General features: G+C 69.2%; 22 protein-coding genes, 1 tRNA gene and 1 pseudogene. 6 read left to right on the top strand and 18 right to left on the bottom strand.

Annotated features, from left to right (window positions below; genetic code table 11):
• Nucleotides 1–205 precede the first annotated feature (205 nt).
• From ACFYO0_RS38000 to ACFYO0_RS37990, 3 genes are all read right to left on the bottom strand, one after another.
• Nucleotides 206–865, bottom strand: coding sequence for a hypothetical protein (locus ACFYO0_RS38000; RefSeq protein WP_388685543.1), 660 nt, complete (start codon nucleotides 863–865; stop codon nucleotides 206–208).
• Entirely contained in the window at nucleotides 862–3,282 is a 2,421-nt protein-coding gene (locus tag ACFYO0_RS37995; protein WP_388685541.1) for a hypothetical protein, read from the bottom strand. The genes ACFYO0_RS38000 and ACFYO0_RS37995 overlap by 4 nt, the downstream gene beginning before the upstream one ends.
• A gap of 476 nt (nucleotides 3,283–3,758) precedes the next feature.
• On the bottom strand, nucleotides 3,759–5,129 hold the full coding sequence (locus ACFYO0_RS37990) for a DUF445 domain-containing protein (RefSeq protein ID WP_388685539.1): 1,371 nt from the start codon (nucleotides 5,127–5,129) through the stop codon (nucleotides 3,759–3,761).
• A 340-nt stretch (nucleotides 5,130–5,469) separates the two neighbouring features.
• Between ACFYO0_RS37990 and ACFYO0_RS37985 the strand changes: the two genes are divergently transcribed.
• Nucleotides 5,470–6,804 (top strand): SGNH/GDSL hydrolase family protein, encoded by a 1,335-nt coding sequence (locus ACFYO0_RS37985; RefSeq protein ID WP_388685536.1) that lies wholly within the window; start codon nucleotides 5,470–5,472, stop codon nucleotides 6,802–6,804.
• 188 nt (nucleotides 6,805–6,992) lie between these two features.
• On the opposite strand, the gene ACFYO0_RS37980 is transcribed toward ACFYO0_RS37985, so the two are convergent.
• The 4 genes from ACFYO0_RS37980 to ACFYO0_RS37965 all read right to left on the bottom strand — a co-directional run bounded on the left by ACFYO0_RS37980 (nucleotide 6,993) and on the right by ACFYO0_RS37965 (nucleotide 10,481).
• Entirely contained in the window at nucleotides 6,993–7,871 is an 879-nt protein-coding gene (locus ACFYO0_RS37980) for a DUF1707 domain-containing protein (protein ID WP_388685533.1), read from the bottom strand.
• A 10-nt stretch (nucleotides 7,872–7,881) separates the two neighbouring features.
• Nucleotides 7,882–8,883, bottom strand: coding sequence for an ATP-binding cassette domain-containing protein (locus ACFYO0_RS37975; RefSeq protein ID WP_388685531.1), 1,002 nt, complete (start codon nucleotides 8,881–8,883; stop codon nucleotides 7,882–7,884).
• 4 nt (nucleotides 8,884–8,887) lie between these two features.
• Nucleotides 8,888–9,652, bottom strand: a complete 765-nt coding sequence (locus tag ACFYO0_RS37970; RefSeq protein WP_388685636.1) for an ABC transporter permease — start codon at nucleotides 9,650–9,652, stop codon at nucleotides 8,888–8,890.
• A 61-nt stretch (nucleotides 9,653–9,713) separates the two neighbouring features.
• On the bottom strand, nucleotides 9,714–10,481 hold the full coding sequence (locus ACFYO0_RS37965; protein WP_388685633.1) for an ABC transporter permease: 768 nt from the start codon (nucleotides 10,479–10,481) through the stop codon (nucleotides 9,714–9,716).
• A 245-nt stretch (nucleotides 10,482–10,726) separates the two neighbouring features.
• On the opposite strand from ACFYO0_RS37965, the gene ACFYO0_RS37960 reads away from it, so the two are divergent.
• Nucleotides 10,727–13,102, top strand: coding sequence for a transglycosylase domain-containing protein (locus tag ACFYO0_RS37960; RefSeq protein ID WP_388685631.1), 2,376 nt, complete (start codon nucleotides 10,727–10,729; stop codon nucleotides 13,100–13,102).
• Here the strand turns inward: ACFYO0_RS37960 and ACFYO0_RS37955 are convergent, their stop codons facing one another.
• Both ACFYO0_RS37955 and ACFYO0_RS37950 read right to left on the bottom strand, forming a co-directional pair.
• Nucleotides 13,103–13,444 carry a GroES family chaperonin gene (locus ACFYO0_RS37955; RefSeq protein ID WP_388685529.1) on the bottom strand — a complete coding sequence of 114 codons (342 nt, stop codon included), beginning with the start codon at nucleotides 13,442–13,444 and terminating at the stop codon, nucleotides 13,103–13,105.
• Nucleotides 13,445–13,526: 82 nt separating this feature from the next.
• Nucleotides 13,527–13,907, bottom strand: coding sequence for a DUF3618 domain-containing protein (locus ACFYO0_RS37950; protein WP_388685526.1), 381 nt, complete (start codon nucleotides 13,905–13,907; stop codon nucleotides 13,527–13,529).
• A 134-nt stretch (nucleotides 13,908–14,041) separates the two neighbouring features.
• On the opposite strand from ACFYO0_RS37950, the gene bcp reads away from it, so the two are divergent.
• The 3 genes and pseudogenes from bcp to ACFYO0_RS37935 all read left to right on the top strand — a co-directional run bounded on the left by bcp (nucleotide 14,042) and on the right by ACFYO0_RS37935 (nucleotide 15,275).
• A complete protein-coding gene (gene bcp / locus ACFYO0_RS37945; protein WP_386352247.1) occupies nucleotides 14,042–14,509 on the top strand; it encodes a thioredoxin-dependent thiol peroxidase in 468 nt (155 codons plus the stop codon).
• 96 nt (nucleotides 14,510–14,605) lie between these two features.
• Nucleotides 14,606–15,148, top strand: a pseudogene (locus ACFYO0_RS37940) (HNH endonuclease signature motif containing protein); the annotation flags it as partial.
• Between the two features lie 43 nt (nucleotides 15,149–15,191).
• A tRNA-Leu gene (locus tag ACFYO0_RS37935) sits at nucleotides 15,192–15,275 on the top strand.
• 47 nt (nucleotides 15,276–15,322) lie between these two features.
• Here the strand turns inward: ACFYO0_RS37935 and rdgB are convergent.
• The 4 genes from rdgB to ACFYO0_RS37915 form a co-directional block, all read right to left on the bottom strand.
• Nucleotides 15,323–15,925: an RdgB/HAM1 family non-canonical purine NTP pyrophosphatase gene (gene rdgB / locus ACFYO0_RS37930; protein WP_388685523.1), complete on the bottom strand. Its 603-nt coding sequence runs from the start codon at nucleotides 15,923–15,925 to the stop codon at nucleotides 15,323–15,325.
• A 79-nt stretch (nucleotides 15,926–16,004) separates the two neighbouring features.
• Nucleotides 16,005–16,409: a hypothetical protein gene (locus ACFYO0_RS37925; protein WP_388685520.1), complete on the bottom strand. Its 405-nt coding sequence runs from the start codon at nucleotides 16,407–16,409 to the stop codon at nucleotides 16,005–16,007.
• 160 nt (nucleotides 16,410–16,569) lie between these two features.
• The gene (rph, locus tag ACFYO0_RS37920) at nucleotides 16,570–17,307 is read right to left on the bottom strand and encodes a ribonuclease PH (protein ID WP_388685517.1); all 738 of its coding nucleotides are present in this window, start codon (nucleotides 17,305–17,307) and stop codon (nucleotides 16,570–16,572) included.
• A 280-nt stretch (nucleotides 17,308–17,587) separates the two neighbouring features.
• Nucleotides 17,588–17,929: a glucose PTS transporter subunit EIIB gene (locus ACFYO0_RS37915; RefSeq protein ID WP_388685515.1), complete on the bottom strand. Its 342-nt coding sequence runs from the start codon at nucleotides 17,927–17,929 to the stop codon at nucleotides 17,588–17,590.
• 366 nt (nucleotides 17,930–18,295) lie between these two features.
• Between ACFYO0_RS37915 and ACFYO0_RS37910 the strand changes: the two genes are divergently transcribed.
• On the top strand, nucleotides 18,296–19,546 hold the full coding sequence (locus ACFYO0_RS37910) for a PTS transporter subunit EIIC (protein ID WP_388685512.1): 1,251 nt from the start codon (nucleotides 18,296–18,298) through the stop codon (nucleotides 19,544–19,546).
• A gap of 100 nt (nucleotides 19,547–19,646) precedes the next feature.
• Here ACFYO0_RS37910 and ACFYO0_RS37905 read toward each other — a convergent pair whose 3' ends face one another.
• The 5 genes from ACFYO0_RS37905 to ACFYO0_RS37885 all read right to left on the bottom strand — a co-directional run bounded on the left by ACFYO0_RS37905 (nucleotide 19,647) and on the right by ACFYO0_RS37885 (nucleotide 22,631).
• Nucleotides 19,647–20,399: an MBL fold metallo-hydrolase gene (locus ACFYO0_RS37905; protein WP_388685509.1), complete on the bottom strand. Its 753-nt coding sequence runs from the start codon at nucleotides 20,397–20,399 to the stop codon at nucleotides 19,647–19,649.
• A gap of 273 nt (nucleotides 20,400–20,672) precedes the next feature.
• Nucleotides 20,673–21,623 carry a PLP-dependent cysteine synthase family protein gene (locus ACFYO0_RS37900; protein WP_388685506.1) on the bottom strand — a complete coding sequence of 317 codons (951 nt, stop codon included), beginning with the start codon at nucleotides 21,621–21,623 and terminating at the stop codon, nucleotides 20,673–20,675.
• Nucleotides 21,624–21,640: 17 nt separating this feature from the next.
• A complete protein-coding gene (locus ACFYO0_RS37895; protein ID WP_388685503.1) occupies nucleotides 21,641–21,919 on the bottom strand; it encodes a MoaD/ThiS family protein in 279 nt (92 codons plus the stop codon).
• A 114-nt stretch (nucleotides 21,920–22,033) separates the two neighbouring features.
• On the bottom strand, nucleotides 22,034–22,129 hold the full coding sequence (locus tag ACFYO0_RS37890; protein ID WP_020270288.1) for a putative leader peptide: 96 nt from the start codon (nucleotides 22,127–22,129) through the stop codon (nucleotides 22,034–22,036).
• A gap of 79 nt (nucleotides 22,130–22,208) precedes the next feature.
• On the bottom strand, nucleotides 22,209–22,631 hold the full coding sequence (locus ACFYO0_RS37885) for a Mov34/MPN/PAD-1 family protein (protein WP_386352219.1): 423 nt from the start codon (nucleotides 22,629–22,631) through the stop codon (nucleotides 22,209–22,211).
• Between the last annotated feature and the right edge of the window lie 45 nt (nucleotides 22,632–22,676).

Below are 22,676 nucleotides of genomic sequence, written 5' to 3'. Positions count from 1 at the left end.
TTCCCAAGGACCGGAGAGCGGGCCAGGCAGCGGCTGCCGCGACGAGCCAGAAGTCGTACGCGCGGGGGCGGGAAGGGCCGACCGTCGGGCGGGGCCGCGGCGCTCTTGGTCAGGCGTCCACGCCACCAGTCCGGCTGTCGGCGCCGGGCGACGAGGCCGAGCCGTCCCGCTCCTCCGCACTCAGCCGAAAGCCCGGCTGACCGTCTCAGTCCAGCAGGAACCAGTCCGCGGCCAGCACCCCCACGGCCACCAGGGCCCACACCCCCAGCGGCAGTCCCACTTCCCTGCCCGGGACCTCGCCCGCGGGGCGCAGCTCGGGGTGGCGAGCCATCAGTGCGAGCCGGTCTGCCGTCTCCCGGCCGGTGGGGGGAATCCGCAGCCGACCATGCAGAAGCGGCGGCACGAAAGCCCCGAGGATTGTCGAGGGCTCGTCGTTGTCGACGGCGATCTTCAGCGTGCCGTCACGGTGCAGCTCGATCATGCGGATGCGGTCCCAGGGCAACCGGCGGACCCGGCCGAAGCGCCGTATCCACAGGCCGCCCGCATCCGCGGCGATCCGCCACACGGCCACCTGACTGCAGAGGAGGATCCCGAACAGCACGCCCCACGTCAGGGAGATCCAGTCTCCGACGGACGTGGAGGTGTCGGGCTCGCTTCCCCACAGGAGATAGGAGCCCCCGATCGCCGTGGCCACGCCCCGGCCGTACCAGCCGGCCCCCGCCACCAGCGGCTCCGTAGCGGGCCGGGCTTCCGGGAGCAGCTCCGCGAGGCGCTGCTCCCGTGCGACAAGTGCCGCGCGGTACGCCTCCTGCTCCTGCCACTGCCTCTTCAGCCGGCGCTGCGTCCGTCTCCGGTCCCCGCTCATCCGGTTCTCCCCCCTGCCGGCAGCTCGATCCAGGACGGCGCGAGCATGTCCACGTACTCCCGGAAGTCCTCTGCCTCACCCGGATCCGACAGGTCGAACAGCGGGCTGTACGGCCACACCGGGTGCCCGCCGATCCACGGCACGACGGTGTCCGGGTCTCCGGGTACGGAGCGAAGTGCGGCGGTGCCCTCTCGGGGGAGCCAGGACACCAGGGGCCTGCCGCGCGCGCCAGGGTCCAGTTCCAGAAATCCGAACGGCCGGTCCTGGCCCTCGTCGAAGCAGACCAGCTGCGGTGCTGCGGACGTGGGGTCCTCGGGGTCGGCCAGCAGCACGTACTCGACCGTCCTGGCTTCAGCGCCGCGTGCCGCCGCCAGCAGGCCGCGCGCGTGGCGCGTAACGGTCAGGGCGCGCCACAGGATGCGGGCCAGGGCGAGCACGGCCGCGCCGCCGCTCAGGAGCAGCCCGCGGGTCGACCCCGGGTCGCCGGGAATCCGGGCGGCGGACGGGGCGTCCACGGCGTACTCGACGGTGACCTCGTCGTCTTCGCGCAGTCCGGAGCGGCTGTGCACGATGTCCGTGGTGACCTTGCGGCCGTCCGCCGTGCGGAAGGTGATCTCGGCGTCGCCGGGCACCAGCCAGGGGCTGAGCGGGAAGTCGTCGTAGTGGTATTCCACGGTGGCCCGTGCCGTCGCTGTCCCGGCGCCCCACAGGCGTACCGCCGACACCCACCACCAGCCCGACAGCACCACCGTCAGGCACAGCACGATCATGGCTCCCCAGGCGATCCCCGAGGAGAGGGCAAGCCCCCGCAGCCGGGGTGAACGCCACCAGGCAGCGGTACTGATGTCCGGCGCCGGCCGGGCGGGGCGGGGCGGTTTCGTCAGGCGCGAGCCCAGCAGTCCGGCCACCGCGGCGAGATGGGCGCGATGCAGTACGTCGTCCGGGCGGGCCCGTGCACCGGGCGCGGGCGTGTCTGCGGGCCCGGTCGCAGGCGGTTCTGCGGGCGTTTTCCCGAGCCGTACAGGGACGGTTGTGATCTCCGCGCCCGTGCGGGCATCGCGGCGTCGGCGTGGCACGGAGCGGACCGTGACGCCCACCCCGGCGGTGGCGAGAGATACAGCCGTGCCCAGTCCGAGCACCCATGGGGTGACGTTCTGATCGAAGGCCTCGCCGCGCAGTGGCCAGGACAGCGCGGTGATCTCCAGACTCCGGCCGGCCTCGGTCTCTTGGTCGTCGCAGTCCACCTCGGCGCTCTGCCGGGTACCGTCCCAGGGGTCCGGCCAGGTCACCTCGCAGGTGTACTCCTCGGTATCGGTGACCGTGGCCCGTACCGTCGTCCCGATTCCGTAGGCGCACAACAGCAGGCCGGCACCCGCCAGCCCGAGCGCCCCGGCCGCCCCCGCCCACCACGGCACCAGTTCCACCGCCCGGCGCGCCGCGGACGGCTCCCGGCTCTCGGGGTCTCTGCCCGTCCTGACGTCACGCAGATGCCGGCGCAGCGCTCGCAGCCGTACCGCAGCGCCTACCGAGGCGGCAACGGCCGCGAGCAGACCAGCGGCACCAGTGACCGTCAGAGCGAGCACCAGCACGTACGGCGACTCGTGCAGGTCGGCCGCCTCACCGCGCAGCGGCCAGGGCCGGGCGGAGATCCGCATCGGTTCACCGGCGCGCTCACCGTCGTGGCAGTCGACCCCCGCGTCCTGTGTGCCACCGCCCCAGGGATCCTGCCAGCGCACCGAGCAGACGCCGTCGCGTTTGCCGGTCATCTCCGCGGTTACCTGTTCGCCGAGTACGAAAGTGTGGAGGCCGAACAGTCCGAGGGCGAGCGCCACCACCAGGAACAGGGCGGCTGCTCGGGGCACTCTCAGGCGGCGGCGCGGGGAGACGCGGAACGCCTCGTGCAACGGCACGGGCCCCGACGGCATCGGCCCTGACGGCATCGGGGTGGTCGTCACGGCACTCGTCTGTGCCGTGTCCCGGCCCGATCGCGCCCCCGTGAGTGCCGTGGCCACGACCGGCACGGCCGTCTCGGGCACCCGCAGCCGCAGTGTGCCGCCCGCTCCGCCCGGTGGCGCGTACGTCACGACGGTCTCCTCCGCCGCGAACCTTCCTTGGGCGAAGGCCCCCGCCGGGTGGGGAGCCGCGTCCAGCACCCGGCCTCCCCGTGCCATCGCCAGCGGTGTACGACCGCCCGCCACGAAGTAGAGCGGCCCGTCTCTGCCGCCCGGTATCCACAGGTCGCCGTTGACCGGCCGGATCGGCCAGTGCTTCCCGTCGCCGCTCAGCCGGGCCCGTATCCCGATCGCCTCCCCGGCGCCGGGGCCACGCTTCAGCGGTCGCTCGCGCCAGTTCGCCCACGCGGCGGCGAACACGCCGGACAGCACCCCACAGACCGCGAACACCAGAAAGCCGGCCATCCCGCCCCTCGCCCATTCGTCCGCGCACGGCAAGGCCCCGCACCACCGCCCTCTCGGACGGGGCACGGGGCCCTGTTCACATGTTCGGCGCTCTCGAAGAACTACCTGGTCAAACGGTCAACCGTCAAGGGTTTACGGAAGGCGAACGCGAGCGCCGCGCACCCGGCCGGCGGAGCAGCCGACCTGCTCCCGGAGGGCGTGTTCTGCCTCGACCGGCTGGGGCTGATCACCTGAGCGAATCCGCAGGCGGCACAGCTCCTGGGCCGGCCACGGACGCTTCTGCCCCTTGAGGACAGGGCAACAGGATTGTTGCAGGCGTTGAGCTGCATCCGTTGATGACGGCCTGGTGAGATGCCAGGCCATCAGCCCCCAGCCAGGGTCGCGGACATGGGCTCCCTCCTCGTCGAGCGAACCCCGGACGGGTCCCCGACGAGCGAGGGGTTACGCCCCCGCAACAGGCCTGTGCACCAGACCTGTTACGCCCCCAGCGCCCGCGACACCGTGTAGATGACCAGCCCCGCCAGCGAGCCGACCACCGTGCCGTTGATGCGGATGAACTGGAGGTCGCGGCCGATGTGCGCCTCGATCTTCTTGGTGGTGTGCTCGGGGTCCCAGCCCGCGACGGTGTCCGTGATGAGGGAGGTGATCTCGTCGCGGTACGTCGTCACCACGTACACCGCAGCGTCCTCCACCCAGCCGTCGATCTTCGACTGGAGGTTCGGCTCGGTGGACATCCGCTGGCCGAGCGACAGCAGCGAGGCCCGTACGCGCAGCCGCAGTTCGCTGCGCTCGTCCTCGGCGGCGGACACGATCATCTGCCGTACGGAGGACCAGGCGGAGGCGATGATGTCCTGCACCTCGCCACGGCCGAGGACCTCGCGCTTGAGGTTCTCCACGCGTCCGCGGGTGTCGGTGTCGGACTGCAGGTCGGCGGCGAAGTCGGTGAGGAAGCGGTCGAGGGCGCCGCGGGCCGGGTGGGCGGGCATGTCGCGCATCTCGGTGACGAAGCGCAGCAGCTCCTTGTAGACGCGCTCGCCGACCCGCTTGTCCACGAACCGCGGGGTCCAGCCGGGGGCGCCGCCCTGCACGGCGTCCATCACCTGGTCGTTGTGCAGGACCAGCCAGTCGTGGGCCCGTACGCAGATCAGGTCGACGGCACGTTTGTGGCCGCCTTGCGCGACGATGCCCTCCAGCATCTTCCCTATACGCGGGGCGATCTCCGCCGCGTCGGCCCGCCGGTTGATGGCCTCCCCGACGATGGCCTGCACATCGGAGTCGCGCAGTACGGCGAGAGCGCCCCGCAGCGCGGTGGACAGCTCCGCGGTGACCCGGTCGGCGTGCTCCGGCTCGGCGAGCCACGCACCGAGGCGGCTGCCGATGCCGACGGCACGCAGACGTTTCCGTACGACCTCGTGCGACAGGAAGTTCTCGCCGACGAACTCGCCCAGGGAGATGCCCAGCTGGTCCTTCTTGGTCGGGATGATCGCGGTGTGCGGGATGGGCAGGCCGAGGGGATGGCGGAACAGGGCGGTGACGGCGAACCAGTCGGCGAGCGCGCCGACCATGCCCGCCTCGGCCGCCGCCGCGACATACCCGGCCCAGGCACCGGCGCCCGCGTGGGACGCCCACTTGGCGAGTACGTAGATGACGGCGACCAGGAGCAACATGCCGGTGGCCGTGATCTTCATCCGGCGGACGCCGCGGCGCTTCTCCTCGTCGGCGGCGCTGTAGTAGCCCATGGCCCGGTTGCTGGTCCGGTCAGTGGTCCGGTCGGTGGCGCGGACCGGCTGGGCACTCGGCCCTACGAGCTCGGCGCGCTCGGCTTCATCCGCTTTCGTACGTTCCATCCACTCCACCCGTTCGCAGAACCCTTACCCATTGTCGCTTCCCTGCGCCTTTACCTTTCGTCACTCCCGATCGCACTCCCCTCCCGACCGAACTCCTGGCCGACTGCCGGCCGACCGCTGACCGACTCGTGGCCGGATTACGACCGGCTTCTGACCGACTTCCGACGAGTCCTCCCTTCCTGACCGACTCCTGGAACGGAACAGGAGTTCCCGGCGTCTTCCGTTCGGGGGTTCGAGACAGGGCCGGGGGGCCTGTCGGATTCCTCCCCCGCCATGCCTCATCATGAGGTGATCACATCGGAGCCTCAGGCTCCCACTGCCCATAGGAGACCTGCACCGCATGACCAAGCGCCACGGTTATGCCCTGCTGACGGCGATCATCGCCATGATCGTGGCCCTTTCCGCGGCCATCTACGTCGGAGTCGGCTTCGACGACGGCGCCGCCCGGGACACGATGGCGGGCGGCCGGGGCCCGCACAACAACCCGGCGGCTCCCGCGTCCACCGGCGTCTGGGTCGGCGCCTGGTCGACATCCCCGTCCGGTGCCGAGCCGGGCACCGAGACGAACGGCATGGCCGGCCGTTCCGTACGCAATGTCGTGCACGCGGGCGTGGGGGGCACCGCGGCACGCGTCACCCTGTCGAACCTGTACGGGCAGCAGCCGCTCAGCATCACGCACGCCTCGATCGCCGTGGCGGCCACCGCGAACAACGCCGCCGCTGCCGCCGACACCATGCGCCGCCTGACCTTCGGCGGCAACCCGTCGGTGATCGTGCCGCCCGGGCAGCAGGTGGTCAGCGATGCCGCACAGCTGCTGATCCCGCACGACACGGACATCCTGGTGACCACGTACTCGCCCACTCCGTCCGGTCCGGTCACCTACCACCCGACGGCTCGGCAGATCTCGTACACCGCGGAGGGCGACCGTACGGAGGACGTGACAGGGGTTCCGTACGCCGCTCAGACGCGGGCCTGGCGCTATCTGACGGCGGTGGACGTGCTGAGCAACGAGTCCGAGGGCACGGTCGTCGTGATCGGCGACTCGCTCACCGACGGCGTGACCTCCAGCATGGGCGAGAACCGGCGCTGGACCGACGCCCTCGCCGACCGGCTGCGCGACCGCGCCCGCGGCGGCTCGGACGGGCCCCGCTACAGCGTCGTCAACCAGGGCATCAGCGGAAACCGGCTGCTGGCCGGCGGCACAGGCCGCCCCGCCGGGAACCCGAGCGGACTGAACCGCTTCGACCGTGACGTCCTCGGCCGCACCAACGTCAAGGCCGTCGTCATCGCCCTCGGCGTCAACGACATCCTGCGCACACCGCACCAGACCGACGCCGACAAGATCACCGCCGGCCTGAGCGAGCTGACGGAACGGGCCCACGCCCGCGGACTGCGCGTCATCGGCGCGACCCTCATGCCGTTCCAGGGCCACCGCGGCTACCGCCCCAACCTCGAAGCCACCCGCCAGGCCGTCAACTCCCAGATCCGCTCGGGCGACATCTTCGACGACTACGTCGACTTCGACGAGGCGGTCCGCGACCCGTACAACCCGCGCCGCCTCAACCCCCTGTACGACTCGGGCGACCACCTGCACCCGAGCGACCGGGGCTACGCGCAGATGGCGAAGAAGTTAGACCTGGACATGCTGAAGGGGTCGGCTCCGGCGGAGCTGTGAGGGCAGGGGAGGCGCAGTCTCTCAGGGGCGCGGGGCTGTGACATATGCGGCTCCGCCGCGATGGAGGTCCCTCCGCTCATGGGGGTCCCCCGCTCGAGCGGAGCCGAGAGTGGGGGAGAAGCCGAGATTGGGGGAGCGACCAGCCACAACGGGCCCGCAGCCGACATGCCGCCTTCCCGGCCGAGTCCTTAGTCCCGGTGACGCCGCTCGTCACGATCCTCGTGACGAGCCCGGCGCCGTTCCTCCCGATGCTCCCGCATCAGCTCCCGGTGCTGCTCCATCGCATCCCGGTGGACGGATCGGGCCTGATCCAACGCGTCCCGGGTCGCGGAGTGACCCATGTCCAGCGCGTCCCGGTGCGCGGAGGAGCCGCCCTCCAGCTCCTCCTGCCGAGCAGCCTTGCGCTCAAGCTTTTCCTGACGCCGCTGCTCCTTGATCCGCAACCGCTCCGCCCTGGTCAGCTTCCGCTCAACCCCGACACCACCCCAGAAGGCGAACCCCGTGACGATCACACGCGGGGCCCCGGGATCGCCCCGTACACCCTCCTCACGGTGATCGAAACCGCCCATGATCCCGAGCCCACGCACGACGACCTCGACGCCGGGCGGCACGACCACCTGCACACCACCCATGATCGCCACGCAGTTGATGACGACCTCACGGTCGGCGAAATCCGCCTCGCGCAGATCGATCGTGCCGCCACCCCAGAACGCGAACGAACTGAACCGCTTCGGCACGGTCCAGCGCCCCTTGCGCTCGAACCCCGACATGATCGCGACGCCCCACTGCGACGAACCCTCGCCCCCGACGATCCGTCCCGCCCAGTCACCCGACCCGGCGGGCTCCTTGACCATCGACACAGGAGAAGGCGGCGTCACTCCGGCGGCAGGCAGATCGCGGGTGATCGGCGCGAGTTCCCCGTACGTACGCGCCTTGTACGTCGCGTCGAGCCGTTCCTCGAACTCCTCCATGTCGAGGCGGCCCTCCGCAAGGGCGTCCCTGAGCACTTCGGCGACTCGTTCACGGTCTGTGTCTGACGCCCGCAGTTCGGGGAGCTCGTCGGTCATATACCGAAGCCTACGAGGTTGCCTTCTCCGCGTACATGCGGCTGATGACGGCCTCGATGTCCGGTTCCCGCACCGAGAGGTCCACCAGCGGATACTCGGCGGCGATCCGCGCGACGAGCGGCGCAGCCGACGCCGAGGCCGGGAAGGCGAGCCACTGCCGCGGCCCCTCGACCTTCACCACACGCGCCATATCGACCTCGATGGGCGGCAGTTCGCGCTCCAGGTCCACCACCAGGGTGCGCTCGCTGTCGCCGATCTCGTGCAGCCCGGTGAGCGGGCCGTCGTACATCATGCGCCCGTGGTCGATGACCATCACCCGCGAGCACAGCTGCTCGATGTCCTGCAGGTCGTGCGTGGTCAGCAGCACCGTCGTGCCGCGCTCGGTGTTCACCTCCCGCAGGAACTCGCGGACATTCGCCTTGGAGACCACGTCCAGGCCGATCGTCGGCTCGTCGAGGTAGAGGACCTCCGGATCGTGCAGCAGCGCCGCCGCGATGTCCCCGCGCATCCGCTGACCGAGCGAGAGCTGCCGCACCGGGACGTCCAACAACGCGCCCAGATCGAGGAGTTCGACGAGACGGTCGAGGTTCTGCCGATAACGGCCGTCCGGGATGCGGTACATGCGGTGCATCAGCTTGTACGAGTCGATCAGCGGGAGGTCCCACCACAGCGTCGTACGCTGCCCGAACACCACCCCGATGCGGTGCGCGAGCCGCCTCCGCTCGCGGGACGGATCGATACCGGCGACGCGCAGCCGGCCGCCGCTCGGCGTGAGGATCCCGGTCAGCATCTTGATCGTCGTCGACTTGCCGGCACCGTTCGGCCCGATGTAGCCGACCATCTCGCCGCGCGCCACGGTGAAGGAGATCGAGTCGACCGCCCGTACCTCATGCCGCTCCCGGCGCAGGAAACCGGTCTTCTTGCGTACGTCGAAGACCTTCTCGACACGGTCGAGCTCGATGAAAGCGTCCGCCACAACACCCGTCACACCGTCTGCCACAACGTCTGTCACTGACCTAGCTCCCTGTACTCCGGTACGAACGAAGTCCCGCCCGCCACACCCAGCCGGCCAGCGCACAACACACCCCTGCGACGAGCGGCGACATGAACGTCACCCACGTCGGCAGATCGAGCGGATACGGCCGCCCCAGCACGTAGGACGCGGGCAGCCAGTTGACGAAGGCGAGCGGCAGCACGAAGGTCACCCCGCGCACCAGGTCCTTCCCGAACAACGTCGGGGGATACTGCAGCAGCGTGGTGCCGCCGTACGTGAACGCGTTCTGCACCTGGGCGGCGTCCTGCGCCAGGAACTGGAAGGCCGCGCCCGCCACGAAGATCGCCCCGAAGATCACCGCGCCGCTCACCAGCATCACGGGCACCAGCAGCACCTTCGGTACGGTCCAGTCGACGTCGACGGCGAACAGCCCCCAGCCCAGCACCAACGACCCCTGTACGACCCGGCCGAAGCGGCGCAGCGGGAACTGGTCCGCGGCGACCTGCGCGAGCACGGGAACGGGACGTACCAGCAGCGTGTCGAACGACCCGTCGCGTATCCGGGCACCCAGGACCTCCGACGAGCCGAGCAGCAGATCGGTGAACCCGAACGCCGTCACCGACAGGCCGTACAGGAAGGCCACCTCGGGCAGCGTCCAGCCGCCGAGCGAGTCGACCTGCGAGAACATCAGCAGAATGCCGACGAAGTCCAGCCCGGACAGCAGCAGGTTGCCGAAGACCGTGACGACGAAGGAGGTGCGGTAGGTCATGCCGGCCCGGATCCACATCCCGGCGATCAGCAGGTAGGCCCGCAGACCGTCCGCGCCCCTGGAAGCGACCTTGGACGCCTCAACCACCCTGCACCACCACCCTCCGCGTGGCCGCCGACTGCAACAGCCGCCCCGCCGCCAGCAGTGCCACCGCCCACGCCGCCTGGAAGGCGAACGCCCCCAACGGGTCGGCCTCCCCCATCAGCACATCCGCCGGCACCTGGAGCTGCCCGGCCCACGGCAATGCCTGGACCACGTCGCCGAGCGCGTCCGGGAAGGCGTTCAGCGGCAGTGTCATGCCCGAGCAGAAGATGCCCGTGACCATCAGGGCCTGCGTGACGCCCCTGGCGTCCATGAGCCAGAACACGCTCAACGCCGCCAGATAGCGGATCCCGAAGCTGACGACCGCCGCCAGCAGCAACGCGACCAGGAACGCCGCCCAGGTTCCGAAGTCCCCCGGCAGGGCCATCGGGAAGAACAGCGCACCGAAGACGAACGGGATCACGCCCCGCCCCAACAACTGGAACAGCATCCGCCCCAAGTCGCTTCCCAGCCACCACAGTTGGAGATCGGCCGGCCGGTACAGATCGATCGCGATCTCACCGGTGCGGATGCGTTCCATGAGCTCGGTCTCGAAGCCTCCGCCCTGGATGGCCAGCGCCGCGAACAGCGCCTGCCCCAGCCACACATAGGTCACGGCCTGCGCCTGGTCGTACCCACCCAGATCCGGTCGCTCGTCCCACAGCGCCAGATACGTGTACACGAGGATCAGCCCGAACACGGTATTCGTGAACACTCCGGCCGCCGTGGCCACCCGATACGCCGCGTACCGCCTGAAACTCCCCATCGCGACGGCCACGTACAACCGCCCCGCGCCCACAACCACACCCCTCCCGCGCACCCACCCGCCAGACACCGAAGCGCAGGAGCCTAGTCCCCGAGCCGTACCCCGTGCCAGGCATTTTCTGTGGCCAAAGCGTGTGCCTCGCACAGGGAACGGAACGCACGGTGCGAGAGTCTTCAACAGGGGGCAACAGGGAACGAACGATGGCGTACAGGAACGTACGCCGCGAAACGGGAGTCCGGCACGACATGAACGACCAGCCGCAGCCGCAACAGCCGAGCACCGCGCGCCTGAGGCGACGCACCGGCTGGCGCCGGCTGATCCCGACCTGGCGGATGGTCCTCGGCACCTTCGTCGGCGTGCTCCTCCTGCTGATCGGCCTGTTCGCGCTCGGCTACTTCCTGGTCGAGATCCCCGCGGCGAACGCGTCCGCGATGAAGCAGAGCAACGTCTACCTGTACGCGGACGGCAGCCGACTCGCCCGCGACGGCGAGGTCAACCGGGAGAACGTCACCCTCGCCCGGATCTCCAAGGACACCCAGCACGCCGTGCTCGCCGCCGAGGACCGCGGCTTCTACTCCGAGTCCGCCGTCGACCCCCAGGCGATGATCCGCGCCGCCTGGAACACCGTCACCGGCAAGGGAAAGCAGTCCGGCTCGACCATCACCCAGCAATACGTCAAGAACTACTACCTGGCGCAGGAGCAGACGGTCACCCGGAAGATCAAGGAGTTCTTCATCGCCATCAAGCTCGACCGCGAGGTCAGCAAGGACGAGATCTTCGAGGGCTATCTGAACACCAGCTTCTTCGGCCGCAACGCCTACGGCATCCAGGCTGCCGCCCAGGCCTACTACGGCATCGACGCCAAGGACCTCACGGCCGCACAGGGCGCGTACCTCGCGTCGCTCCTCAACGCCCCCAGCGCGTACGACGTGACCGCGCACCCCGAGAACAAGCCGGCCGTCGTGGACCGCTGGAACTACGTACTCGACGGCATGGTCAAGGAGAAGTGGCTGACTCCCTCGGAGCGGGCCTCACTGGAGTTCCCGACACCCAAGGAGGCCAAGGGCTCCGCCGGGCTGTCCGGGCAGCGCGGCTATCTCGTGCAGGCCGTCAAGGACTACCTGACCGGCAGCGAGATCATCGACGAGGACACCCTCGCCACCGGCGGCTTCCGCATCACCACCACCATCCAGAAGGACAAGCAGAACGCCTTCGTCAAAGCGGTCGACGACCAGGTGATGGACCAGCTCGACAAGAAGAACCGCAAGATCGACCGCAACGTCCGTGCCGGCGGCGTCTCCATCGACCCGGCCACCGGCAAGGTCGTCGCGATGTACGGCGGCATCGACTACACAAAGCAGTACGTCAACAACGCCACCCGCCGCGACTACCAGGTCGGCTCCACCTTCAAGCCCTTCGTGTTCACCTCCGCCGTGCAGCACGGCTCGACCACGCAGGACGGCCGCCTCATCACCCCGAACACCGTCTACGACGGCACGAACCAGCGGCCCGTGGAAGGCTGGCAAGGCGGCACATACGCCCCCGAGAACGAGGACCAGGCCTCGTACGGCCCGATCCCGGTCCGCGAAGCCACGGACAAGTCCGTCAACGCGGTGTACGCACAGATGGCCGTGGACGTCGGCCCCGAGAACGTCCGGCAGACCGCTCTCGACCTGGGCATCCCCTCCTCCACCCCCGACCTGACGGCCTCCCCCTCCATCGCCCTCGGCCCGGCCACCGCGAGCGTCCTCGACATGGCGGAGGCGTACGCCACGCTCGCCAACCACGGCAAACACGGCCGGTACTCCCTCGTCTCCGAGATCACCAAGGACGACCAGGACGGCACCGAGGGCGCCCTCACGCTGCCCTCCCGCAAGACAGGCGTCCGGCAGGCCGTCAGCCGCGAGGCCGCCGACACCACGACAGCCGTCCTGCGGGGCGTCGTCGAGGGCGGCACCGGCACCGCCGCCCAGGCGGCGGGCCGGCCGGCCGCCGGAAAGACCGGCACCGCGGAGGAGGACCAGGCGGCCTGGTTCGCCGGCTACACCCCCGACCTCGCCACCGTCGTCGCCATCATGGGCCAGAACCCGCGGACGGGCGCCCACACTTCCCTGTACGGGGCACTCGGCCAGAACCGCATCAACGGCGGCGGCTACCCGGCACAGATCTGGGCCCAGTACACCCAGGACGCGCTCGAGGGCACAGAGGTCAAGGACTTCGACCTCCAGATCCAGGAGGGCGCGGACGAGCAGGAACTCCCGACCGAGGAGCCCTGGGAGGAGTCGCCGTGGGACAGGGGCGAGGAGGACGACGGCGGAACGACGGACGAGCGGGACGGACCGGGCGGCACGGACGGCGGGAACGGGGGTGACGGGACCGACGGTGGGACCACCACCGGCCGCGAGGAGACCCCCATCGAACCCCCGGCCCCGACAGCCCCGGACCAGCCGAGCGGCGGAACGTCGACCGACGGCGGAACGACGGACGGGGCGGAGGGAGGAGAACCCACGACCGGCGGCACGACCGACGGAAGTACGTCGACGGACGGCGGCACGACGGACGGCGGCGGGATCACGTCGGGCAGGACGGACGGCGGCGTGACGTTCAGAAGCGCCGAATAGCTACAGGTACAGGCCGGTCGAGTCCTCGGAGCCCTCGAACCGGTCCGCCGCCACCGCGTGCAGATCGCGCTCGCGCATCAGCACGTACGGGACGCCCCGCACTTCTACCTCGGCGCGGTCCTCCGGATCGAAGAGAACACGGTCGCCCGGCTCCACGGCCCGTACGTTCTGCCCGACCGCGACCACCTCGGCCCAGGCGAGCCGACGGCCCACCGCCGCGGTCGCCGGAATCAGGATGCCGCCACCAGAACGGCGCTCGCCCTCGCTGGTGTCCTGCCGCACGAGCACACGGTCGTGCAGCATCCGGATGGGCAACTTGTCGTGATGGGTGTTCGCACTCACGCTCTTGAACCTACCTGGCTTTGCGCGGCCCGTACGCGGGCGGGGTCGGCGGAGACCGTACGCATACGGGATCCGACTGGTGTCAGCGCTTGCGGCGCCGGGAACCCGAGGAACCCCGCCGGGAACCCACGGCGCCACGCCGGGAGCCCACGGCGAACAGCCCGACGACTCCGACCACCACCAGAGCAACCGGCACGATGCGCTCGAGCCGCGGCGCGCCGTCCTCGTTCACCAGCTGGCCCCTCACATCGCTGACCATGCGGTTCACGCCGACGTAGGCGCGGCCGAGGGTGTGGTCGATGTTCGAGACGACCTTGGCCTTCGCGTCGCCGACGATCGTCTTCGGGTGCACCCGCGCGCCGATCTCGTCGAGCGTCTCGGCGAGGGTCTCGCGACGGCGCTTGATGTCCGCCTCGATCTGCGCCGGAGTTCTGATGTCCGGCGTGCTCGACGTATCCGACACCGCGCTGCCTCCATGGTCGTATGTGGCCATCTGTCCTGGCCGACAGTCTGTCAGCTCCGCTCACCGGACACCCCCCGGGCACCCCTATTACGCTCGGGTCCGTATCCACCACCCCGCAAGGAGACCGAACCGAGATGAGCGAGCGACTCCAGCCCGGCGACACCGCCCCCGCCTTCACCCTCCCCGACGCCGACGGCAACGAGGTCTCCCTGGCCGGCCACAAGGGCCGCAAGGTCATCGTCTACTTCTACCCCGCCGCCCTCACCCCCGGCTGCACCAAGCAGGCCTGCGACTTCACGGACAACCTCGACGCCCTGGCGTCCGCCGGCTACGACGTCATCGGCATCTCCCCCGACAAGCCGGAAAAGCTGGCCAAGTTCCGCGAGAAGGAGTCCCTCAAGGTCACCCTGGCCGGCGACCCCGAGAAGACGGTCATCGAGGCCTACGGCGCCTACGGCGAGAAGAAGAACTACGGCAAGACGTACATGGGCGTCATCCGCTCCACGGTGATCGTGGACGAGGAGGGCAAGGTCGAGCGCGCGCTGTACAACGTGCGGGCGGCCGGGCATGTCGCGAAGATCATCAAGGACTTGGGGATCTGAACAGTCCCGCTGCTCTTCGAACGGCCCGTACCGGCTGATCCGGTACGGGCCGTTCTGCATTTCGGGCGTGCCTGTCCGATTAGCGGTTCGTTACCGAGTTCAAAGCGGAACTACATCCGAGAACGCATGAAGAAGTTGGGTGTGGACACGTCCCATTTCGAGCGCGAGGGCGTCAAGTGGACCTGGGAAATCCTTGAATCGGTGGTCGCCATGTCGACGAGCGTCAATGAGGTCTTGCTGCGACTCGGACTCGATTCCGTAGGCGGCCACCACACCGACATCACTCGACGCAAGGCATACGGCCTGGACACCTCGCACTTCACCCCGGTCGTACGCACAGAGAAGATGCGGTACAACCAGCGCCGCAGGACCGCTGAAGAGATCCTTGTCGAGGACTCCTCGGCACACCCCAAGCGCACGCCCAGCAGTCGGCTCAAGCGGGCAATGGGCGAACTCGGCATCGACGAACGGTGCGCCCTATGCGGGATCGAACCGGTCTGGCTGGGGGAGCCGCTGCCACTTGAGGTCGACCACATCGATGGCAACTGGCGGAACAACCACATCGAGAACCTGCGCCTGCTCTGCCCCAACCGCCATGCGGTCACCAGTACCTGGTGCCGAGGCGGCCGTCGACGTTCCGCTCAGGTGAATGCCGCAGGACCGGTACCATGGCTGACGACTAGCGGCGGTGGTGCAATGGCGACACGGCTGGTTTAGGTCCAGTGACCCGTGACAGGGTTTGAGGGTTCGAATCCCTTCCGCCGCACCCTCGAAGGGCGCCCTTTCGCAGGGCGCCCTTCGTTGTGTCAGCTGTCAGCCCAACAACTCCCGCAACACCGGCACCATCCCCCGAAACGCCTTCCCCCGGTGGCTGATCTCGTTCTTCTCCTCGGGGGACATCTCCGCGCACGTCCTCGTGTCCCCGTCCGGCTGGAGGATCGGGTCGTAGCCGAAGCCGTGGGTGCCGACCGGTTCGTGGCGGAGGGTGCCCCTCAGGCGACCCTCGACCACACGCTCCGTTCCGTCCGGCAGGGCCAGGGCGGCGGCGCAGGCGAAGTGGGCGGCTCGGTGTTGGTCGGGGACGTCGCTCAGCTGGTCGAGGAGGAGGGCGAGGTTGGCTCGGTCGTCGCCGTGGGAGCCGGACCAGCGGGCGGAGAAGATGCCGGGGGCGCCGCCCAGTACGTCGACGCAGAGGCCGGAGTCGTCGGCGACGGCGGGCCTGCCGGTGGCCTGTGCGAGGGCGTGGGCCTTGAGGAGGGCGTTCTCGGCGAAGGTGACGCCCGTTTCCTTGACGTCGGGGACGTCGGGGTAGGCGTCGGCGCAGACCAGGTCGTAGTGGAGGTCGGCGGCGGCGAGGATCGCCTTGAGCTCGGTGAGCTTTCCGTGGTTGCGGGTGGCGAGGATCAGGCGGGTCATGGCTCTCACAGTAGTCACGTCACGGGAGGGGGCGCCCCTCTCGTTCAGGGCGCCCCCCGTTCCGTAACCCCTGGGTCGCCTACGAGGTGCAGACCTTCGTCAGTTCGCCGGCCGCGTCCGTGACCGGGCTGATGTCCGGTGTCTCGTCGCCGTTCTTGATGGAGTCGCGGACGTTGGTGACGGCTGCCTGGAGGTCGTCGACCGCCTTGTTGACGTCGGTGTCGTCGGTCTTGTCGCCGATCTCGTTGAGGTTCTTGTCGATGGAGTCGAGGGCTTCGCCGGTCTGCGTCGGGTCGTTCGCCGCGTTCTCGACGGCCTGTTGGAGGTCGGTGACGCTGTCGGCGATGGCGTCGGCGGTCCTGGCGCAGTCCAGCGCCTTGTTGACGGCGTCGCAGCCGGTGGTCAGCCCGGCGGTCAGCGCTACGGCTGCCACTGCGGCGGCGATGGTGATACTGCGACGTCGCGGGCGTCGGCTCGCGGCCATGGAACGGTCCTCCCGTTGCTTCAGGCCCTCGGGGGGGGCCGTGTGGTACGGCGGGGCGTGCGGCGGTGTGCCGTACGCCGGTACTGGTAGGGACGCGGGGACCGCTGCCGTGGTTGCCCGTGGCGCTGCGGCTCCTCTTGGTACGGACTTGGAGAGTCCTTTACCTTTCGAGGACCGTATCAAGTGCCTTGTGCTGTGCGACAGCGAGTTCTGCGCAGCCTGACACGGCAAGGTCGAGCAGGGAGTTGAGCTCTTCGCGGGCGAAGGGTTCGGCTTCCGCGGTGCCCTGGACTTCGACGAAGCGGCCGTCGCCGGTGCAGACGACGTTCATGTCGGTGTCGGCGCGTACGTCTTCCTCGTAGCAGAGGTCGAGCAGGGGTACTCCGCCGACGATGCCGACGGAGACGGCGCTGACGGTGCCGGTGAGAGGCTGGCGGCCGGCCCTGATGAGCTTTTTGCCGCGGGCCCAGGAGATGGCGTCGGCGAGGGCGACGTAGGCGCCGGTGATGGCGGCGGTGCGGGTGCCGCCGTCGGCCTGGAGTACGTCGCAGTCGAGGACGATGGTGTTCTCGCCGAGCGCCTTGTAGTCGATGACGGCGCGCAGGGAACGGCCGATGAGGCGGCTGATCTCGTGCGTACGGCCACCGATCTTGCCGCGTACGGATTCGCGGTCGCCGCGGGTGTTGGTGGCGCGGGGCAGCATGGAGTACTCGGCGGTGACCCAGCCTTCGCCGCTGCCTTTGCGCCAGCGCGGGACGCCTTCGGTGACGGAGGCGGTGCAGAAGACCTTGGTGTCGCCGAAGGAGATGAGGACGGAGCCCTCGGCGTGCTTGCTCCAGCCGCGCTCGATGGTGATGGGGCGGAGCTGCTCGGGCGTGCGGCCGTCGATTCTTGACATGGCGATGAGCCTAGCCGCAGATCGTGGAGGGACAGCCTCCGGTAACGGAGACAGCCCCTCACCAGGGCCAGTGGGCCCACTTCGGACGTTGCCCGAGGGGGCGGTGCGCCCGCGGGGGACGGTGGGCCTGCGGCTTCGGTGGGCCCCGCGGACTTGGCGGACTCGGCGGGTCGGGGACCCTGCGGATCCGGTGAGCCGTCACGGTTGGGAAAGCCCGGCGGGTCCGCTGAGCCGGCGAGGCCCGCTGAGCCCGGCGGAGCCCGCCGAGTGGTCCAGGTGCTTACATCATGTCCTCGATGTCCGCCGCGATCGGGTCCGCGTCCGTGCCGATGACAACCTGGATCGCCGTGCCCATCTTGACGACGCCGTGGGCGCCGGCGGCCTTCAGGGCGGCCTCGTCGATCAGGCCCGGATCGACGACCTCGGTGCGCAGTCGCGTGATGCAGCCCTCGACCTCTTCGATGTTGTCGATGCCGCCGAGCCCGGCGACGATCTTCTCAGCCTTGGTGGCCATTTCTTTCTCCCTGATGTCAAAAAGGACGCGTTCTCGGGGGCCGGGACGCGACTCGCCGCGGGGAGCGGCCCGCGCACAATCTCGTGCAGTTGGTCCGCGACAGCACATCTTTACGACACTGGTCTACACCACATGACGGGGGCAGCGAAACCCGACAGGTCAACCTCGGACACACCGACAGGCGTCGCATGCCGTTGACCTCGACACAGTGCCGACAGAGCGTCCGGGGGCGGGGCGACCGGCATGGGACCGGAGCGCCACACAAAGGGCCACGCCGTTAAGGAAGTTGACGCCCTCATGGTGGTGATGGGTACTCAGACGGACATCCACAGCAGGGGCATTTACGCCAAGCATCACGATTTGACCGGTATTCCCCGGGTGACAAATTGACGGGTTCCTTATCTGGCCTTCACCGTGCTACAACATGGTCTACACCACTGAGTGGTGTAGACCAGCCCGCCCATTGGAGGCACCATGAGCACCGCCACAGCCACGGCGGCCCCCGCGAAGAAGTGGGGATCCGGCCTGTTCCAGGGCCTGCAGAAGATCGGCCGCAGCCTGCAGCTCCCCATCGCCGTGCTTCCGGCGGCGGGCATCCTGCTGCGCCTCGGCCAAGCCGACGTGTTCGGCGCCGACGGACTCGGCTGGCCCAAGGTCGCCTCCGTCTTCGCGACCGCGGGCGGCGCCGTATTCGACAACCTGCCGCTGCTCTTCTGCGTCGGCGTCGCGATCGGCTTCGCCAAGAAGTCGGACGGTTCCACCGCGCTCGCCGCCCTGGTCGGCTTCCTCGTCTACAGCAACGTGCTGAAGGCGTTCCCGGTCACCGAGGCCAAGGTCCAGGACGGCGCGGACATAGCCGCGACGTACAACAACCCGGGCGTCCTCGGCGGCATCGTCATGGGTCTGCTCTCCGCAGTGCTGTGGCAGAAGTTCCACCGCACCAAGCTGGTGGACTGGCTCGGCTTCTTCAACGGCCGCCGCCTGGTCCCGATCCTGATGGCCTTCGTCGGCACCTTCATGGGCGTCTTCTTCGGCCTGGTCTGGGAGCCGATCGGTGAGGTCATCTCCGACTTCGGCACGTGGATCACCGGCCTCGGTGCCTTCGGCGCGGGCCTGTTCGGTCTGATCAACCGCGCACTGATCCCGGTCGGCATGCACCAGTTCGTGAACTCCGTCTCCTGGTTCCAGATCGGCGACTTCACCAACGCCGCGGGCGAGGTCGTGCACGGCGACCTCAACCGCTTCTTCGCCGGTGACCCGACCGCCGGACAGTTTATGACGGGCTTCTTCCCGATCATGATGTTCGGTCTGCCGGCCGCCGCCCTCGCCATCGCGCACACCGCCCGCCCCGAGCGCCGCAAGGCCGTCACCGGTCTCATGGTCTCCGTCGCGCTGACCTCCTTCGTCACCGGTGTCACCGAGCCGATCGAGTTCGCGTTCATGTTCATCGCCCCGCTGCTGTACGTGATTCACGCGGTGCTCACCGCCCTGTCCATGGCGATCACCTGGGCGCTCGGTGTGCACGCCGGCTTCACCTTCTCGGCCGGCGCGATCGACTACGTCCTGAACTGGAACCTCGCGACCAGGCCATGGCTGATCATCCCGATAGGCCTGGTCTTCGGTGCCGTCTACTACACCCTCTTCCGCTTCGCCATCGTCAAGTTCAACCTCACCACCCCGGGCCGCGAGCCCGAGGAGGAGGTCGAGGACCTGACCAAGGCGTAACCCCGCCCTCCCCGCGGACAGGCCCCCTCAGCCGCTCGGCTGAGGGGGCCTGCGTATGCCCGTACGGAGGGACCAGGGCCGTGCTGACACGCCGGAGGGGCTAGATCTCGTACGTCACTCGCGGCGCCGCCAGTTCCACCGGGCCCGAGTACGTCTCACGGGCGTCCGCGAGGTTGACCTGGGGGTCTGTCCACGGCGGGATGTGGGTGAGCACGAGGCGACGGGCGGCGGCGCGGGCGGCGATCTCGCCCGCCTCGCGGCCGTTGAGGTGCAGGTCCGGGATGCACTCCTTGCCGTGGGTGAACGCGGCCTCGCACAGGAACAGATCGGCGTCCCGGGCGAGTTCGACGAGCGGGTCGCATACGCCCGTGTCCCCGGAGTACGTGAGCGTCCGGCCGCCGTGCTCGATGCGGATGCCGTACGCCTCCACCGGGTGGCTCACCTTCTCCGTGTGAACCGAGAACGGGCCGATCTCGAAAGAACCCGGCTTGACCGTGTGGAAGTCGAAGACCTCGCTCATGGAGGAGGCGCTGGGGGTGTCGGCGTAGGCGGTGGTGAGGCGGTGCTCGGTGCCCTCGGGTCCGTAGACCGGGATGGGAGCGGCTCGGCCGCCGTCGTGCCGGTAGTAACGCGCCACGAAGTAGGCGCACATGTCGATGCAGTGGTCGGCGTGCAGATGGCTGAGGTAGATCGCGTCGAGGTCGTAGAGACCGCAGTGGCGCTGCAGCTCGCCAAGGGCACCGTTGCCCATGTCGAGGAGCAGCCGGAAGCCGTCGGCCTCGACGAGGTAGCTCGAGCAGGCCGATTCCGCGGACGGGAACGACCCCGAGCAGCCGACGACGGTGAGCTTCATAAAGCAGAAACCTCCGCTGGCGGGGAGTGAAGACGGGGGTCGTGCGGTCCGTCGAGCGTAAGGCGCAAAACCTCCGGTCGCTCCTCCGTAAGGGGGTCTTGTGGGCGAACTCACCTGCGGAGTCACCGGTTCGGGGGTGGTTCGCCCCCGCCGCCCCTACCCGTCCCATCCTTCTGGGGCTCCGCCCCGGACCCTGCCAGGGGGCAGCGCCCCTTCAGGGGCGCGGGGGCTCCGGGACAAGGGCGGCGGGTGCGAAACAAGCCCCGCCACCCTCTACGCCCAGAGTTGGCCCTGCAGCCTCTCGATGGCCTCATCCGTCGTCGGGGCCGTGTAGACGCCTGTCGACAGGTACTTCCAACCGCCGTCGGCGACGACGAAGACGATGTCGGCCGTCTCGCCGGCCTTCACCGCCTTATTGCCCACACCGATCGCGGCGTGCAGCGCGGCCCCCGTGGAGACGCCCGCGAAGATCCCCTCCTGCTGCAACAGCTCGCGCGTGCGCGTCACCGCATCGGCGGAGCCGACCGAGAAGCGCGTGGTCAGGACGGAGGCGTCATACAACTCGGGGACGAAGCCCTCGTCGAGGTTCCGGAGCCCGTACACGAGGTCGTCGTAGCGCGGTTCGGCCGCGACGATCCTGACGTCCGGCTTGTGTTCGCGGAGGTAGCGGCCGACGCCCATCAGCGTGCCGGTCGTACCGAGGCCCGCCACGAAGTGGGTCACGGAGGGGAGGTCGGCGAGGATCTCGGGGCCGGTTGTCGCGTAGTGGGCGCCCGCGTTGTCCGGGTTGCCGTACTGGTAGAGCATCACCCAGTCCGGGTGCTCGGCCGACAACTCCTTGGCCACGCGTACGGCCGTGTTGGAGCCCCCGGCCGCGGGGGACGGGATGATCTCGGCGCCCCACATGGCCAGCAGATCCCGCCGCTCCTGCGAGGTGTTCTCGGGCATGACGCACACGATGCGGTAGCCCTTGAGCTTGGCGGCCATGGCCAGGGAGATGCCGGTGTTGCCGCTCGTCGGTTCCAGGATCGTGCAGCCGGGCGTGAGGCGGCCGTCCTTCTCCGCCTGCTCGATCATGTACAGGGCGGGACGGTCCTTGACCGAACCCGTCGGGTTGCGGTCCTCCAGCTTCGCCCAGATGCGGACGTCGGCGGACGGCGAGAGCCGCGGCAGGCGCACCAGGGGGGTGTTGCCTACCGCGGCCAGCGGGGAGTCGTAGCGCATCAGGGATCAGAGCCCGGTCAGACCATGCCGCCGGCTACCGCCGGCAGAATCGTCACGTTGTCGCCGTCGGTCAGCTTGGTGTTGATGCCGTCGAGGAAGCGGACGTCCTCGTCGTTCAGGTAGACGTTCACGAAGCGGCGCAGCTCGCCGCCGTCCACGATGCGAGCCTGGATGCCCGAGTGGCGGCTGTCGAGGTCGGTGAACAGATCGGCGAGGGTGTCCCCGGTGCCGTCCACCGCTTTCTGACCGTCGGTGTACTGGCGGAGGATGGTGGGGATGCGGACCTCGATGGCCATGGTTGCGGGCTCCTGTCGGAAGAAGTCAGGTCGGTGGGCGCGCGACAGCGCGGAAGAGCAAGGTGGTACGCGATAACCGCGCCGCGGCTCACAGCCGTACGGCGGCAGGCGGCATCAACAGATGGCGCTGGCGAGCCTGCACAGGTCGACGTGCAGCCGCGCCACGAGCAGCATGCCCGGCGTCTTGTCGCTCACGTCGTGGAAAACCATGGGCTCATCGTATCGATTCCCGGTCCGGGTCCTGGAATGTGATCTCACATTGTGGATGATTTCTGCCCGCATCGCGGGATCAGTAGGTATCCACGACCTTGACCTCCTCCTCCGTGACCTCGCCCTCCACGATCCGGTACGAGCGGAACTGGAAGTCGCCGAGGCCGTCGGTGTCGGCGGTGGACACCAGCACGTAGTGGGCGCCGGGCTCATTGGCGTACGAGATGTCGGTGCGGGACGGGTATGCCTCGGTGGCCGTGTGGGAGTGGTAGATGACGACCGGCTCCTCGTCGCGGTCGTCCATCTCGCGGTACAGCTTGAGCAGATCGCCGGAGTCGAACTCGTAGAAGGTGGGCGAGCGGGCGGCGTTGAGCATCGGGACGAACCGCTCGGGGCGGTCCGAGCCCGCCGGGCCCGCGACGACGCCGCACGCCTCGTCGGGGTGGTCCTGGCGCGCGTGCGCGACGATCTGGTCGACGAGGGCCTGGGTGATGGTGAGCATGTCGGTCAGGATAAGCAGAGGGGCCGCCGCGTACCGAGGGGTGGT

Origin of the sequence: Streptomyces sp. NPDC006365 (genome assembly GCF_042870755.1) — a bacterium.
GTDB lineage: Bacteria > Actinomycetota > Actinomycetes > Streptomycetales > Streptomycetaceae > Streptomyces > Streptomyces xiangluensis.
Note: the sequence above shows the minus strand (reverse complement) of the source record. Positions and strands in the feature narration are given on the sequence as shown.